This is a genomic window from Mucilaginibacter sp., assembly GCF_025359345.1.
Taxonomy (GTDB): domain Bacteria; phylum Bacteroidota; class Bacteroidia; order Sphingobacteriales; family Sphingobacteriaceae; genus Mucilaginibacter.
In genome coordinates this window covers 262,587-279,528 of record NZ_JANYGQ010000028.1, presented here as the reverse complement: position 1 = coordinate 279,528, position 16,942 = coordinate 262,587, and the positions used below count along the sequence as shown (strand labels likewise).

General features: G+C 41.3%; 13 protein-coding genes. 12 read left to right on the top strand and 1 reads right to left on the bottom strand.

Annotation, left to right across the window (positions count from 1 at the left end; translation table 11 throughout):
• Nucleotides 1-263: 263 nt before the first annotated feature.
• The 12 genes from Q0R52_RS19670 (at nt 264) to Q0R52_RS19615 (ending at nt 15,708) form a co-directional block, all read left to right on the top strand.
• Entirely contained in the window at nt 264-653 is a 390-nt protein-coding gene (locus tag Q0R52_RS19670) for a response regulator (RefSeq protein ID WP_295797374.1), read from the top strand.
• Nucleotides 631-1,719 (top strand): sugar transferase, encoded by a 1,089-nt coding sequence (locus Q0R52_RS19665; RefSeq protein WP_295797372.1) that lies wholly within the window; start codon nt 631-633, stop codon nt 1,717-1,719. The genes Q0R52_RS19670 and Q0R52_RS19665 overlap by 23 nt, the downstream gene beginning before the upstream one ends.
• Nucleotides 1,720-1,723: 4 nt before the next feature.
• Entirely contained in the window at nt 1,724-2,404 is a 681-nt protein-coding gene (locus Q0R52_RS19660) for a TolC family protein (protein WP_252789678.1), read from the top strand.
• Between the two features lie 4 nt (nt 2,405-2,408).
• Entirely contained in the window at nt 2,409-4,571 is a 2,163-nt protein-coding gene (locus tag Q0R52_RS19655; RefSeq protein ID WP_295797370.1) for an AAA family ATPase, read from the top strand.
• 212 nt (nt 4,572-4,783) lie between these two features.
• Nucleotides 4,784-6,346, top strand: a complete 1,563-nt coding sequence (locus tag Q0R52_RS19650) for an O-antigen ligase family protein (protein WP_295797368.1) — start codon at nt 4,784-4,786, stop codon at nt 6,344-6,346.
• The gene (locus tag Q0R52_RS19645; RefSeq protein WP_295797365.1) at nt 6,306-6,920 is read left to right on the top strand and encodes an acyltransferase; all 615 of its coding nucleotides are present in this window, start codon (nt 6,306-6,308) and stop codon (nt 6,918-6,920) included. The genes Q0R52_RS19650 and Q0R52_RS19645 overlap by 41 nt, the downstream gene beginning before the upstream one ends.
• Nucleotides 6,920-8,254: an oligosaccharide flippase family protein gene (locus tag Q0R52_RS19640; RefSeq protein WP_295797362.1), complete on the top strand. Its 1,335-nt coding sequence runs from the start codon at nt 6,920-6,922 to the stop codon at nt 8,252-8,254. The genes Q0R52_RS19645 and Q0R52_RS19640 overlap by 1 nt, the downstream gene beginning before the upstream one ends.
• Nucleotides 8,255-8,395: 141 nt before the next feature.
• Entirely contained in the window at nt 8,396-9,607 is a 1,212-nt protein-coding gene (locus tag Q0R52_RS19635; protein WP_295797359.1) for a glycosyltransferase, read from the top strand.
• 68 nt (nt 9,608-9,675) lie between these two features.
• Nucleotides 9,676-10,860 (top strand): glycosyltransferase family 2 protein, encoded by a 1,185-nt coding sequence (locus Q0R52_RS19630; protein ID WP_295797358.1) that lies wholly within the window; start codon nt 9,676-9,678, stop codon nt 10,858-10,860.
• A gap of 97 nt (nt 10,861-10,957) precedes the next feature.
• The gene (locus Q0R52_RS19625) at nt 10,958-13,612 is read left to right on the top strand and encodes an amino acid adenylation domain-containing protein (protein ID WP_295797355.1); all 2,655 of its coding nucleotides are present in this window, start codon (nt 10,958-10,960) and stop codon (nt 13,610-13,612) included.
• A 15-nt stretch (nt 13,613-13,627) separates the two neighbouring features.
• Nucleotides 13,628-14,545 carry a glycosyltransferase family 2 protein gene (locus Q0R52_RS19620; protein ID WP_295797353.1) on the top strand — a complete coding sequence of 306 codons (918 nt, stop codon included), beginning with the start codon at nt 13,628-13,630 and terminating at the stop codon, nt 14,543-14,545.
• Nucleotides 14,542-15,708: a glycosyltransferase family 2 protein gene (locus tag Q0R52_RS19615; protein WP_295797350.1), complete on the top strand. Its 1,167-nt coding sequence runs from the start codon at nt 14,542-14,544 to the stop codon at nt 15,706-15,708. Before Q0R52_RS19620 ends, Q0R52_RS19615 begins: the two co-directional genes overlap by 4 nt.
• Before the next feature lie 183 nt (nt 15,709-15,891).
• Here the strand turns inward: Q0R52_RS19615 and Q0R52_RS19610 are convergent, their stop codons facing one another.
• Nucleotides 15,892-16,836 (bottom strand): GNAT family N-acetyltransferase, encoded by a 945-nt coding sequence (locus Q0R52_RS19610; protein ID WP_295797348.1) that lies wholly within the window; start codon nt 16,834-16,836, stop codon nt 15,892-15,894.
• Nucleotides 16,837-16,942: the final 106 nt, after the last annotated feature.

Below are 16,942 nucleotides of genomic sequence, written 5' to 3'. Positions count from 1 at the left end.
GTTAAACACAATCCGTAACAGGCGTTAAAAAAAGCATTTATGTTCTTCATAATGTAACAGTTAAAAATTCTAAAATAGTTAGTAATAATTATCGGCAAATCAGTATTTTTATGGAATAAAAGAATCAAAGCAAATTTTTGAGCCTAAACCCTCCATTTTAAAGGCTATGCGCTAATAAGCAAGTCATTTAAATTCGTCGTTTGCAAAACCTTTTTAGGGGATTTTTCGTAATCAAGTGAAATTTTAAATACAAGATTAGCAGAATGAAAAAAAGAATACTAATTGTTGACGATGACCTGAGTATTTTAAAGCTTCTGAATTTTATTCTGTCGAAAGATTACGATATAGTGGTTAGGAATAACGGGATTGATGCTTTTAGCTGGCTGGAGGATGGCAACATTCCCGAGTTAATCATATCTGACTTGCAAATGCCTTATTTTGACGGACAGTCATTTATAAAAAATGTTAAAATCAGCGGCCTTTTTCGTGATATTCCGATTATTATGCTTTCTGCTGCGCATGATTTGGACACACAAGTTGCCAACATGCCTTTCCAGGTTGACGCTTACATGCCTAAACCATTTAACCCTGCATCTTTAAAATCAGCCATTAATCAAGTAATAAGCATTTATGACGAATCCCATAGCAACTGAATGGAATGAGAACGCAGGTTCACATACCAAGATAGCCTATGCCGGTTTAGCCTTAAGAGATATCGTGTCGAAGGAGCTTGACCCGTATTTCCAGATCTCGTATAACGATTACCTTTCGCAGGTTGAGGACTTTTTGGGCAACCAATCGATCCTCACATTGCCCGAAATTATTTTGCTTGAAGTTGACGAGCAAGGCGAGTGTTTCGACCTTATTGAGCGTCTTAAAGGCAACCCGTTGTTTAGCGGGCTTATTATCGTATTACTTTCCCTGTCAAACGATAAATCATTAAAGCTGGATGCCATGCGCCTTAAAGTGCATGATTTTTATATTTACCCTTTCTCTATCTCAGATTTGCGCGAACGTTTAAACTTCCTGGTGAAATTTAAACTGATAAAACCCAGGCTGCTCGAAATATCAAAAGAAGTCGATATAAAGTACAGCATGCCTGCCGGAAAACGCTTTATGGATTTGTTTATTTCGGGCTTGATGATTTTGTTCCTTTCGCCGATTATGCTGGCTGTAGTAATTGCCATTAAACTGGGTTCAAAAGGCCCTGTGATCTACAAAAGCAAGCGGGTTGGCACTGGTTACAAGATATTCGATTTTTACAAATTCCGGTCGATGCGAACCGACGCTGATAAAATGTTAGTTGAGTTATCCACACAAAATCAGTACGCAAATGAGGATGGGGGCACAAAAGCCGCATTTGTTAAAATTAAAGACGATCCGCGCGTAACCAAACTTGGTAAATTTTTACGAAATTCGAGCCTCGACGAGCTCCCTCAATTATTCAACATATTACTGGGAGATATGTCGTTGGTTGGCAACAGGCCGCTGCCGGTTTATGAAGCAGAAATGCTGACATCAAACGAGTGGTCGATGCGTTTTTTGGGGCCTGCCGGGTTAACCGGTTTGTGGCAGATAACCAAACGGGGAAAAGCAGATATGTCTGAGCGTGAAAGAAAAAAATTAGATAATTTCTACGCACAGAATTATTCATTCTGGCTCGATTGGAAAATTCTTATAAGAACGGTGCCAGCAGTTTTTCAGAAAGAAAAAGTGTAACAAAATGAATAATAAATTACGCATTATTTGTCTCTCAATATTTCTCTCGACCTTAGCCTGTAACCTTTTCGCCCAGGAAACGCTATTTAAGGATTTGTCGTACCCGTACATGGAGAAACTTATTGCGGCAGCTAAGAGAAACTATCCTGAAGCCAAAATAAAACAAAAACAAGTTGAAATAGCCCGCAGCACGTTTCACCAGGCAAGTTTTGGCTGGCTGGAAGCTTTCAGTGCTTCGTATATCTATAGCCCGCAGTCATCCGTTAATATAATACAGCCAACTATTTTTAAAGGCTACCAGTTGGTGGCTTCTGTTAGTTTGGGGTCGCTTTTTGAACGACCTTATACCATTCACAACGCAAGAGAGGCAGTTAAAGTTGCTGAATTTACACAGCAGGAATATTATTTAACACTGGAAGCACAGATAAAACGGTTTTATTTTGCTTACTTAGCAGCACAAGCCGACCTGCGAAATAAAGTTACCGCTGTAACAAATGCAGAAACGGCTACCAAAAATCTTAAGTATACGTTTGAAAAAGGTGAAACTTCGTTTGACATTTACAACCAGGCGTTGAATAACCTTTACAATCAAAATTCATTTAGGATACAGGCTGAGTTAAATGTTTTTACCGCCAAAACTAATCTTGAAGAGCTTATAGGGGACAAGTTGGAAAGCATTAAATAGATTAATGGAAATATCTGGTTATTTTAAACTTTTAAAAAAATATATTCTAATAATTATTGCTGTTGTAGTGGCGGCGGTGGTTGCTTCGTATTTTCTTGTCAAAAATCTTCCCGACGAATACGTTTCACGCACCCAAATTGCTACGGGTATTGTTGATGCATCAACCCATTTATTGGATAAGGATAACAACCCCAATGCGCAAAGCGACCAAATAAACCGCGAGTTTAGCAACCTGATGGAAATCATCAAGCTGAAAAAGCTGATTGATCAGGTATCGTACCAGCTTATTATCCACGATTTAAGCAGCTCCACGCCTTTCAGAAAACTCAACCATGATTTTAAAGGGTTAAGCCAGGCCGCAATACAACATGCACTTGTTGTATACCGGGCCAAGCTGGTAACCGGCGCTCCCCTATCTTTATATAATAAAGATGAGAACGGTCTGAACGAATTGCTTATCTCAATGCATTATGATGAGCGTTCGTTAAGAAAAAACCTCGACATTGCGCGAGACGAAGAAAGCGATTTCATAGCAGTACAATTCACATCCGAAAATCCGCAACTGTCGGCATTTGTGGTTAACACTTTGGCTAAAGAATTTATTGATTACTATAGCGTAAATATTAAAAAGAACGAATCGAATGCGGTCGACTTTTTATCGAATCTACTTGAAGAAAAACGCAATGCGCTTAACCAGAAAAAAGAAGAACTGCAGCAGTATAAAATTAAAAATGGCATTTTAAATCTTGATGACCAATCAAAAACCATATTCGCCCAAATTTTAGCTTACACCGATAAAAAGCTGGAGAACCAAAGAACGCTGGCCGCTAATGAAGGTGCACTGCAAAATGTACTGTCGAAATTCGACCCGAATAGCCGGAAATACATTGAGGCATCGATAAACCAAAATAATGCCGAAATTGCTACAACTAACGACCAGCTAAAAGCGCTTACCGATGAATATGTGCACGCAGGCTTCGACCCAAAATACAAGCCGGCGATCGACTCGCTGCAATCAACACTTGTAAAACAACTGCACACAACTTCGGACAAGTACCTGGTTGACCCGCGGATAGGTAAAGACAATCTAGTGGTGAAGGCCCAGGAGCTGGAAGTTTCAAGAGACCTTGCGAAGTATAGCGAAAAGTCGATAAACAAGGAACTCGCTAGTTTGAATGCAAAATTTTCGAGACTGGTGCCGTTTGATGCGACCGTAAAAACCTATGAGTTTGATATCGATATAGCCACTAAGGAATACCTGGATGTATTGGGCAGATATAATGCCACTAACTTACAATCCAAATTTTCAATCCGGTTAGCCCAGGTTGAGCCTGCTACGCCTGATGTTGCCCAGCCGTCGAAAAAAATGTTTCTGATTGCGCTTAGCGGCATGGCGAGCCTTTTTCTATGCCTGCTGGTGTTGTTCATCCTGTATTATCTTGATGATAACGTAACCGAGCCATCAACGCTTGTAGCCCGGACTAACCTGCCCATGCTTGGTGCTTTAAACATGATAAAGGGCCCAAAACCTGATTTAAGGAAGCTTTGGGATGTTGAGAACCGAACTAAAATGCAGCAGTTTAAGGAGTTGCTGAGATCGGTAAGGTTTGAAATAGACCAGGAACTAAAAGGTGAAAAGGTGCTTGCCATCACCAGCATAGGTGTTGGTGAGGGCAAAACTTTAATTGCCACAAGCCTGGCCTACGCATACAGCTCCATAAACAAAAAGGTACTGCTTATTGACGGCAATTTTGTTAACCCTTCGGTAACCCGGAGCGTACAACCTACTTTGTTTGTTGAGGACTATTTCAGGGCAACTTCATATACCGAATGGGATAATGCCAAGATAAGTGTACTAGGTAATCGTGGTGCGGATACAACATTGCTTGAGATTAATGATGAAAAATCAATAGCAGCGCAATTTGAACAACTTAAATCACGGTACGATATTATTTTAATAGACTTACCGCCACTCGACTCATTAAACAACGCCAAAGAGTGGATTTTATTCGCAAACAAAACCGTTGCAGTTTTCGAAGCTAACCGCAGCGTTAAAAATTCGCATAAAGAATATATCGCTTATTTAAAAACGCTGAACAATAAATTTGCCGGCTGGATTTTAAACAAAGCCACAGTAATCGGCGCATCCAAAAAGAGCAAAAACTAAAACCGGCCGGCGTAAGTTATATTTAATAGTACAAAATAAATATTGCATCATGAAGCTTGAGCCAACCAATGTAATAGCCGATACCCCATTAAATAAGCTAAGCCCGTTAGAAAGGAAATGCTATTACGCAGCAGTAGTTGTTGCTTTTTTGAGTGTGTTTGTTTGGGTAATTAAAATCTTGTTTCTTTAATATTTATTACTGCCAACGATAGATGACTGATGACCGGATAAGAGATAGTGTACCTAAAAAAACAATTTGGGAAAATATTGTTATCCATAAATTTTCAAAGCCTGTAGTCATCGTTTTTCTGTTACTGGGTTCATTGTTTATAAGTTTTGCAATAGCCAAACAGGGGATGGTAGCCGGTGTGCTCATCCTTATACTCATGATTGGGCTGCCATTGGTCTATGGGGTTATTAACTACCCTAAATTTGGCATCATTCTTTTTATAATAGCAGCTTTTTTTATTAATTACCAGTTTATTTTAAGCCTGGTGCCCCCAGACACGCCGGTTGGGTTGGTAATGGACGCCCTAACCTATATGCTTATCCTGGGCTTTTTTATCAAACAAAAACACGAAAGAAACTGGGCCTATTTTAGCGATCCAATTAGCTATTTTATACTGGCCTGGTTAATTTACAACCTGCTTGAAGCAATCAACCCCGCCGCGGCATCAGTGTTGGCCTGGGTTTACACCGTTCGCACTGTAGCATTTTTAATGTTGCTGTACTTTGTATTTGTATTCCAGATACGCACAAAGGACTATATCAAGCTACTGTTTAAGGTTTGGCTGATATTGGAGTTCATCTGCGGGCTGGCCGCGTTTGTACAGGAAAACATTGGCTTTTTTGGCTTTGAATCCAGGTGGCTAAACTCCGATCCGCTTAGGTTGAACCTGCTTTTTATTTACGGGCACATGCGTAAGTTCGGCATATTTTCAGACCCGGTTACATTTGCCTATAACATGGTGGCCGCTTCAATACTATGCCTCGGACTTCTTTTTGCCGACATCAGGCCATTTAAAAAGAGCGTATTGGTTGGCCTGATATGCTTTTTTTTGACGGTAATGCTCTACTCGGGTACCAGGGCAGCATATGTTTTAATCCCGGCTGCTATTGGTATGCTGGCCATATTGAAATTTAATCGCAGAATTTTGGTAGCTGTGCTTATCGCCGGATTTATTTTGGTGGTATTAATTAAAGTACCAACTTCAAACCCCAGCCTGGTGCGTTTTCAAACTGCGTTTAACCCTTCAAAAGACGCCTCGTATAACGTACGTGCCGAAAATCAGCGCCGTATCCAGCCATATATCCTTTCGCACCCTATTGGTGGCGGTTTGGGATCGGTTGGTATTTGGGGGCAGCGTTTTGCACCAAACTCATTCCTGGCTAAATTTCCGCCAGATAGCGGGTACGTAAGGGTTGCTGTCGAAACCGGTTGGATTGGGCTGCTACTATTTTGCGCATTCAACTTTATTATATTGCAAAGAGGAATTTATTACTATTATATTATCAAAGACCCTGAACTGAAAACCTACTGTATGGCCATGGTGCTTATAATTTTCGCGCTTGATATTGGTAACTTTCCGCAGCAGGCATTCGTACAATACCCCACTAATATTTTGTTTTACCTGGCAATGGCTATAATAAACGTAACCATGCGGTTGGATAAACAAAAAAACTGGCCAAGACCGGTTGTCGCAGCTAAAATCATAAGCAAAAAAAACAAAAGGGATGTCCTTACTATCGAGTATAAAATCGAATCCGAAGCTTAAAAAAATAGCGCATTGGATGCTAATACCCAGCGGCCAGTCGAAGCCAAGGTTATGGACACGCCTGGTTGTTAACCCGTTTGTACACAAGCGTGGCACAAACACGGTGATAAGATTTAACAGCCGGATGGACCTGTTCCCTTTTAATAAATTTGAAATAGGCAATAACTGTATAATTGAAGATTTTGCTACTATAAACAATGGCGTTGGCGATGTTATTATCGGCAATAATTGCGGCATTGGCTTAAGCAATGTGATTATAGGCCCTGTAACTATTGGTAATTATGTAATGCTTGCCCAAAACATAGTAATATCGGGCCTTAACCATGGTTACGAGGATGTAACTATGCCTCCCCGCATCCAAAAAGTGGTAACCAAACAAATTACCATTGCCGACGATGTTTGGATTGGCGCAAACTGTGTAATAACCGCTGGTGTAACCATAGGCAAACATGCTGTTATTGGTGCAGGCAGTGTAGTAACAAAAGATATACCCCAATTTTCTGTTGCCGTGGGTAACCCCGCCCGCGTGATAAAAAGATACAATTCTGAAACCAACAGCTGGGAAAAAATATAATGGCGGTATTTGAGAAATTATTAAACAAACATACCCTTTCGTTAGCAAGTAATGCAGTAATGCCGGTTGTCGGTATGGTTACCGTAGGTCTGCTTGCCAGGTACATGACTAAGCCAGACTTTAGCCACTGGATTATTTTTTTAACCACATTTACACTGGCCAACCTGTTCAGGAGCGGCTTTTTGCAAACATCGCTGGTTAAATTTTACTCGGGCGCCGACGAGGACAAAGCAAAGGAAGTAGCCGGCTCAACATGGTACATTGCCTTTATATTAACCAGCATACTGGGCCTTATAAGCCTTTTAGCGTTTCTTTTTTATCATGGTCACGCAACAACCGAACTTACTATTAAATGGTTCGCGGTTATATTCTTCAGTACTCTGCCATCGAGCGTAGCATTGTGGATACTACAAGCCGAAGAACGTTTCGATCGAATATTTTTATTGCAGCTGATGTGGCAGGGGTGTTATTTGATATTAATCCTTTTCTTAATCTTCATCCACCGTACAACGTTTCCGGTCATCATTATTGCCTATTGTTCAACCGCTATGATAACCAGCCTGTTTGCCATAGTAAGGGGTTGGACAAAAATTGGGGCAATAAAGTATAAGACAAAAGAGAGCGTCAGGCAGCTCGCCAATTTTGGCAAATACAGTGTGGGCACTTCAGTTAGCTCGTACCTGCTGAGAAGTTCGGACACCTATATTATCAACTTTATGTTTACCGATGCCACAGTGGTAGGTATTTATTACCTGCCGCAAAGGCTGATGGAGGTAATTGAAATACCGCTAAGGAGTTTTGTAGCGACAGCGCTTCCCGCTATGTCGACTGCTGTAAACCACGACGATAAAAAACAGCTTACCTATATACTCAAAAAATATGCAGGCATATTAACCTGGCTGATAGTACCGGTAACACTTGGGTCGTTTATTTTTGCCGACCTTGTGATCGACATTTTAGGCGGCCATCAGTATGCAAATACTTATGCCTCAAACGTTTTCCGCATATTTATGTGCTTTGCCCTGTTAATGCCGGTTGACCGTTTTTTTGGCATAACGCTGGACATGCTGAATAAGCCCCATATTAATATGACCAAAGTGGTTATTATGCTGATTGTAAACATCGCGGGCGATTTTGCCGGAATTGCCATATTCCATAATCTGTATGGTGTCGCTATTGCTTCTATATTTACCTTTTTGTCAGGCGTAATTTATGGGTATTGGGTATTGCGTAAATATTTAAACTTTACCATGTTTGGCATTATAAAAATGGGCTTTGTTGAAACTAAACACCTGGTGATTGAGCTGGTTGATAAGTATAGAAAAAGAAAATAGAGTCAAGAACCAGGCACCAGGAAAAAAAGGAATTGTTCGTTAAAAAATGATTTATCTTTTAAATTGAAATCTTAAATATAGCTATCTTGACTCCTGGTTCTTAATTTCTTGATTCTCTTAAAAAACACCCCTGATTTTTACATGAGCCTTCAAAAGAAAAATATAATCATCTTCTCGCAAATGCAGTTTGATGGTAAATTGGAATCCACCAATTATACCATGGCTAAACTCTTGGCAAAGGACAACTTTGTTTACTATGTTGACAGGCCGTACACCTGGCGCGACTATTTACAGTTTAAGAATACGCCCGGCTTTAAAAGTCGGAGGCCACATTTCTTTTCGGCTAAGAACAGCATTATAGAAACTGATAATCCGAACTTAAAAATCATCATCTCCCCTCCTGTCCCGTCTATCAATATGCTGCCCGAGGGCAAAATATACCGGATGGCTTTGAATTTAAATGAATGGATAGTTGGCTCGCGGGTAAAGAAGGTGATCGAGAACTTGAAGATCACCGACTATATCTACATAAATTCATACAATTTCACGCTGCCGACGCTGCACAAGCTGTTAAATCCAACGTTAAGCGTTTACCACTGTGTGGACCCTATTATTGAGCCTTATCAAACCAAACATGGCTTAATATCCGAAGATATCCTGGTGAAAAATGTGGACATGGTGATTTGCACCAGCAAGGAACTGCGCAATAAGAAAGCTTTATTAAACCCAAATGCTTATTTTGTACCCAACGCAGCCAACATCAGCCACAGTTCAAAAACTCTTGATCCCGATTTGGCAGAATCAAAAATATTAGAAGGCATACCCAAACCTATTATCGGCTATTTTGGCGCTATTGAACGGCGGATAGATTACGATTTGATGCAGGAGCTTTTTAAAGCCAACCGCGACAAGAGTTTTGTGATGACAGGGCCTATCGACCGTTACTACATAAAAGAAGAGGAATATAAGGCACCAAACCTTTTTTTGACAGGCCCGGTACCGTATGATGAGTTACCCGCGGTGTTAAAGGGTTTCGATGTAGCAATAATCCCCTTTAAAAAAGATGAGGTAAGCAGCGATATATTTCCGCTAAAGCTTTTTGAATATCTGGGTTCGGGTCGACCTGTGGTTTCAACTGATTTTAACCCTGATTTGAAAGATTTTACTGCCGATACCGTACCCTACTGTACCAATGCCAAAGAATTTTCGGCTGCTATTAAAATGGCTTTAAATGACACGCCTGAACTGCAGAAAAGACGCCTGGAAATGGCTGCAGATAATACATGGGAACATCGTATAGATGAAATAAAAAGCCTTTTGCAAATCAATTTTGATAAAAAACATGGTATTTAAGTGTGTCTCCGGAAAAAATTACATAAAAAGCAATCGTTTGCGCAAAATTTGCGTATAAAGCATAACATATGGAAATCATTAGGCTTATAGCAGCAATTATTACAAGTGTACTTTTTGTATACCTCGGTATTTACAGCCTGTACTTGTTTATTTTTTCGGTGGCTGGTAAACTGGTACCGGTAAAAGTACCGACAAAAAGTGATAGGCTTGCAAAATTTGTAATCTACATCTGTTCGTACAAAGAAGATGAGATCATATTAAACTCAGCTGCCAATGCCGTTACCCTTGATTATCCTAAAGATAAATTCCATATCTGCGTAATAGCCGATTCGCTACAGCCGGCTACTATTGCCAAACTAAAACAAATGCCCCTGCAGGTGCTGGAGGTTGTATTTGAAAGCAGCACCAAATCAAAGGCATTGCATAGAGCCATTGAGAATACCGAAGCCGGTTTTGACGCGGCAATTGTGTTTGATATAGACAACGTTGCGGCCCCCGATTTTCTATACCAGATAAACAATTACCTGCAAAGTGGGGAAAAAGTTATACAGGGGCACCGGGTTGCCAAAAACACAAATACCTCTGTAGCAGTGCTTGATGCCATCAGCGAAGAGGTAAATAACCACATTTTTCGGAAATCTCAGCGGGTTTTCAATCTTTCTGCAGCAATTATCGGTTCTGGCATGGCTTTGGACTATAAAACGTTTACCGATGTGATGATGCGTATTGATGCGGTAGGCGGCTTTGACAAAGAAATGGGACTGTTGCTAACAAATGATAGAATTGGTGTTGCTTATGCTGATAAGGCACTGATATACGACGAAAAGGTAAGCAACAAGGAAGTATTTAAGAAGCAAAGGCGCCGCTGGCTTTCAGCGCAATTTAACCTGCTCAAAAAATATGGCAGCACCGCATTTTCGGCATTGTTTAAAGGCAAATTTGATTATTTGAACGAAGTGTACCAATTGTCTATTTTACCGCGTGTGTTAATGCTTGGGTTGATGCCCTTTATGCTGCTGGTGTCTTTTCTATTGCCCGGTATCGGGCCAGACTGGCACCTTTGGCTTATTGCAACTGTTTGCTGCTACACAGGCATTTTAATAGCGATACCGGTAAGCTTTTATAACAAGGATTTTTTTGGTGCATTAATACGCATACCGGTAATATTTTTTACGATGCTGTTGTTATTATTTAAGTTAAAGGGTGCTAATAAGAAATTTATACACACACCACATACACACAGCGCTAAATAAGTATTCCTGATTGTAATATTCTGGTTACTTTTAAAGTAAAATTCTATATTTAAGCAGAAATATTGGTTATAAATTAAACCAGCTATTATTTTAAGAAATGAGTGCCCCTGTACATTTAGAAAATACGAACAGCTATAACGATACCGTTGCAGAATACCCCCGGGAAAAAGCGCTGCCGCATTTTGTTAATGAGTGCGCTAAAAAATATGCAAATAAGGTTGCCATTAAGTTCCATGGCCGTAACCTTACTTATAAAGAGGTTTACGAAAGCTCAAACAAACTGGCCAAAATACTTATCGATAATGGAATAAAATCCGGCGATATTATTGGTCTGGCCCTTGACCGCTCACCGGAGATGATTATCTCGCTATTAGCTATTTTAAAATCGGGCGCGGCTTATATCCCCCTCGATCCTGAATATCCAAAAGACAGGGTTGAATTTATGCTGGATGACTCTTCAGCTAAAATATTAATCACCTCAAAAAAATATCATAACCATTTTGCGTCAACCGCTTCGGAAATATTGATTGAAGATGCACTTGAAAAATTTGGAAGCTACACCGGCGATGAACCACGTGTTGAAATAACCGGGGATGACCTGGCCTATGTGCTTTACACATCAGGTTCGACGGGTAAACCAAAAGGCGTACAGATAAGACACTTTAACCTGGTGAATTTTTTGCTAAGCATGCAAAAAGAGCCGGCAATGACTGCCTCTGACAAAATACTAACCGTTACTACTATATCATTTGATATTGCCGGTCTTGAGCTTTACCTGCCGCTTATTTGCGGCGCCGAAATAACCCTGACAAACTCGGATACTGCAAAAGATGGCCGCATTTTGTTTGACATGGTAAAAAACGACGGCATAACCTTTATGCAGGCTACGCCTTATACCTGGCGCATGATGCTGGAAGCCGGCTGGGAAAAACTACTGCCGCTAAAAATTCTTTGCGGTGGCGAGGCGTTGCCAAAAGATTTGGTTGGGAAGTTAACTGTACGCACGAGCCAGCTGTGGAATATGTACGGCCCTACTGAAACCACCATATGGAGTACTATAAAGCTTATTGAAAGCGACAACGATATAACAATAGGTAAACCTATTGACAATACGCAGGTATATATTGTTGATGAAAATTTAAATAATCTTACTGATGGCTCGATAGGCGAGATTATTATTGGTGGCGATGGCGTTGCTGCGGGCTATCTGAACCGTCCTGAACTTACAGCCGAAAGGTTTATCGACAATCCGTTTTCGGGCAAACCGGGCGACAAAATGTACCGGACCGGGGATTTGGGACGATATAAGGAAGATGGCGACATTGTTTGCCTCGGCCGTATGGACCACCAGGTGAAAGTACGCGGTTACCGCATAGAGTTGGAAGAAATTGAACACGCCCTTGTTAAAGAGGATGACATAAAACAAGCCGTTGTTATAGCCCGCGAAGACATCCCCGGCGACCCGCGTTTGGTGGGTTACTTGGTATTAGAGGAAGAAGGCAGCGATACAGACTTAAAAAAGAAAATCCATAACTGGCAGCAAGCTCTACTGGCTGTGCTGCCCGAATACATGGTGCCCGATGATTTTGTGGTGATGACGGCCATCCCTATTACGCCAAACGGCAAGATAGACCGGAAAGCACTGCCTAAACCCGACTACAACACTATTGCCCGGCTCGGTGAATACGTTGCACCACGCACTGAAATTGAAAATCAGGTTGCTGAGATTTGGCAGGAATTGATGGGGCTTGAGAAGATCAGTATTTACGATAACTTTTTCGAGCTCGGTGGACGTTCATTGGTGGCCGTACAGATAATGGCTCGGATTGAAAAACTCACCGGCAAGCGCTTGCCGCTTGCTACATTGTTTGAGCATTCAACCATCGAGAAACTGTCGCTGATGCTGAACATCGATTCAAAATCTATTACCTGGGACTCGCTGGTTCATATAAAGCCCAACGGCACAAAAATGCCTTTGTACATTGTGCATGGCGCAGGCTTAAATGTATTATTGTTTAATGCATTAGCAATGAACATGGACGACGACCAGCCTGTGTTTGGCTTGCAGGCCCGCGGCTTGAACGGAATTGATGAACCATTGGATGTAATGGAAGAAATTGCAGCTAATTATATTGCCGAGATTGTGGCCCAAAATCCAACCGGGCCGTATGCATTGGCAGGGTACTCGCTCGGTGGCACTATAGCTTACGAGATGGCCCACCAACTATTAGCTGCCGGCAAAGAAGTGAAAATGCTGGCCGTGTTTGATACTTACGCCAAGCAGACTGACATATTTGATCCGCCGGTAAAACGAACCTTTAACCGCGTACGGCTTGGGTTTATGAAGCTGTTTAACAGTTTTGCATTGATGGCGGAAGATCCTAAAGGCATATTTAAATATAAAAGCGAACTGATACGCCGCCGCATCATACGCGCATGGTGGAAAATAACGGGCAATACCGAAAATCAGAAAGGCTTTTTCGCCTATGATAACGAGATTGATGAGGCAAGCGCAAAGGCAAAACGCAATTATTTCCAGAAACCACTGGAAATTACCGTGGACCTTTTCAGAGCTAAAAAACGCACTTTTTACATGGATGATTATGAATTTATGGGATGGAAGAAATTTGCCCTTAAAGGTGTAAACATACATGATATACCCGGCGAACACAACACCATATTTGCCCCACCCAATGATAAAGAATTTGCAGTTGTGCTTCAAAAATGCCTGGACAGGGCTTCAAAAGAATAATTCTGTTAAACCAGGATGAAGAAGGTCTCTATTATTACTGTAAATTTTAACCAGCCTAAGGTTACTGAAGAACTGTTACGATCAATCCCGGCTACTTATCAGAACCTGGAAATTATCGTAGTTGATAATGGCAGCAAAGTAATATCCATAAACAACTGGCAGGCCAATTACTCACAGGTTAAGTTTATCCGATCCGAAGAAAACCTGGGTTTTGCGGGGGGTAATAACCTGGGTATAAAAGAAGCTACGGGCGATTACCTTTTTTTGGTAAATAACGATACCGAGTTTACCGCCAGATTAATTGAGAAATTGGTTGCGGTAATGGATTCAAAGCCGGAAGCCGGCATGATATCGCCCATGATAAAATATTACAGCGATAAAAATTTGATTCAATATGCTGGTTATACCCAAATGAACTATTATACCTGCCGAAATAGCTGCATAGGTCTGCGCGAAAAGGATACCGGCCAATATAATAACATCACCGCTCCTACTGCGTATTGCCACGGCGCTGCTATGATGATACGCAAAGACGCCATTGCAAAGGCGGGACTGATGAGCGAGAACTTCTTTTTATATTATGAAGAGGTTGACTGGTGCGAGCATATTAAGCGGGCAGGATATGAAGCCTGGGTTTGTACCGAGGCCCTTATTTACCACAAAGAATCGGTATCGGTAGGCAAAAAAAGCAAGCTTAAAGAATACTTTATGAACCGCAACCGCATATTGTTTATCAGGCGCAATGCCCCTTTTGTTAGCAAACTTGTTTTTTATCCTTACTTTGTTTTGTTAGTAGTCCCTCGCAATATTTTATCGTATATAAAAGATAAAAACTTTAATTTTATATCAATGCTGCTAAAGGCTACGTGGTGGAATTTCACTCATGGCAAAAACAGTAAAAACCTGGGCTATCCCATTAAAACCATATCATGATCATTATCTTCTGGCTCAGTTTTTTTATTGTTTTTTACACCTTTGCCGGGTATGGTATTTTTCTATATTTCTTAATCAAGATAAAGCGGGCCGTAAAAGGCAGGCCCTTAATCCCCGTTACCGATAATGCCACGTTACCAGATTGTACCCTTGTGGTTGCCGCTTATAACGAGGAAAGCTACATGGAGGATAAAATCGCCAACTGTTTAAAGCTTAACTATCCCGAAGGAAAACTAAAACTGCTGTTTGTTACTGATGGTTCGTCGGATAAGACACCTGAAATTATTTCAACATATCCGCAGGTACAGCTTTTGCACCAGCCACGGCGCGCAGGCAAAATTGCTGCCGTACACCGCGCAATGGAATATGTAACAACTAAGATTGCCGTGTTTACCGATGCCAATACATTTTTAAACGCCGACGCCATCATTAATATTTGCCGGCACTACGCCGATAAAACCGTGGGCTGCGTTGCCGGCGAAAAGCGGGTACAAATGGATGAAAACGCAGATGCCAGCGCCGCCGGCGAGGGCTTTTATTGGAAATATGAATCAGCATTAAAAAAATGGGATTCGGAGCTTTACTCGGTGGTGGGCGCTGCGGGCGAACTATTCAGCGTACGCAAATCGCTTTACCAGGACGTGCCTGCTGATACGGTACTGGATGACTTTATGATATCGATGCTGATAGCTGCCAAAGGTTACCGTATAGTTTACGAACCCGAGGCTTACGCGATTGAAAACGCATCAGAAAATGTATCGGAAGAGTTGAAACGTAAAATAAGGATAGCTGCGGGCGGGATACAGTCTATACTACGGCTGCCACAATTGTTTAATCCCTTTAAATTCCCAGTGCTGTCCTTTCAGTATGTCAGCCATCGTGTATTGAGGTGGACGGTTACCCCCTTCCTGCTGATACTGATATTTGTGCTAAATGCGTTTTTGCCCCGCACCTTTTTATACAACAGCATATTTGTAGCACAAATTTTGTTTTATTTCCTGGCGTTCCTCGGTTTTATTATGGAGAAACGGCAGATTCGCATTAAAGCGCTGTTTGTGCCCTACTATTTTTGTGTAATGAATTATGCTGTGCTGATGGGGATTATCCGGTATTTTACTACGAAGCAAAGCGCGGTTTGGGAGAAAGCACAGCGGAAGCAATAACATCAAAATAGACCGTCATGGCGAACAACGAAGCCATCTTTACGGAGGACATTCATGAACCTTAATAATGTGGTGACCTAAACGCTGCTTTAGGTCACCAGTTAGTTTATTCTTCTTTGATTTGCATATGCAGTCCGCCAGCTGGCGGATCGTTCCTCCAATGACGATCGTGAAAGTAACCACTTATAAAATCATTTCCATTTGTATATTACTCCGCTCGTACGGTGATGGCGGACCGGTTATTTTTTTAAAACCAAGCTTATGATATAGGCTTATGGCCGGTTTTAATAAAGTGTTCGTTTCCAGGTAAAGCTTCGTTGCGCCTACTTCCTTTGCTTTTTGAGCGCAGGCCTGCCCTAAAAGATAGCCAATACCTATGCCTTTAGCTGCGGGGGCGACTCCCATCTTAGCCAGTTCAAATTTAGTGTCATCCATTTTGACAATGGCACAAGTACCCACCGGCTCACCCTTGTATATTGCCATAAAAATATGACCGCCTTTGTTTAAAATATTTTCCTGCGGATGGTCGAGGTATTTATAATCGAAATCTTCCATCTTGAAATATTGGGTTATCCAGTCCTCATTTAGTTTTTTAAAAGCAGCCTTGTATTCAGGCTGGTAGGGCACAATCTGCACCTCTTTACCTTCGCGAAATTTGCGCTGCTCTTCTACCCTTCTCATTAAGCTTTTTTGCTCCAATAAAAACTCCCACTCTTCAAGTGCTTTCCACAAATTATATTGCGTTTCGGCGAAGGCGCTTTCAATGGCGGCATTTACATCGGCGTATTGTGCTTGTATCCGTCCGTTAACGCTTAATCCTTTTTCACTGAGTTTCACAAAATTTTTCCGGCCATCGCCCTTTGCCGCGGTCGCCACTGCAAACCCTTTTTTCATCATTTCCTTTACAATAGTACTTACCGATGGGTGCGAATGACCAATTTCCACAGCTATTTCGGTAATGGATTTTTCCTCGCCATTAGATAGCGCATAATACACAGGGAACCATTTCGGCTGTATTTCAATGCCATATACGGGATATATCTGTGCAGATTGCTCGGCGAATAATTCTCCTAACCGGCGCAGCCTGCTGCCTAGTGCCATCTTGCCGGTTTTTTCATAAATATTCATAAGTAATAAATTACGTAATCAATTACTCAAATTTAGAAAATAATTAGATATTCCAAACGTTTTTATCGAAAATTCAATTCACTTACAAAATTTTAAGAAAAAGAGG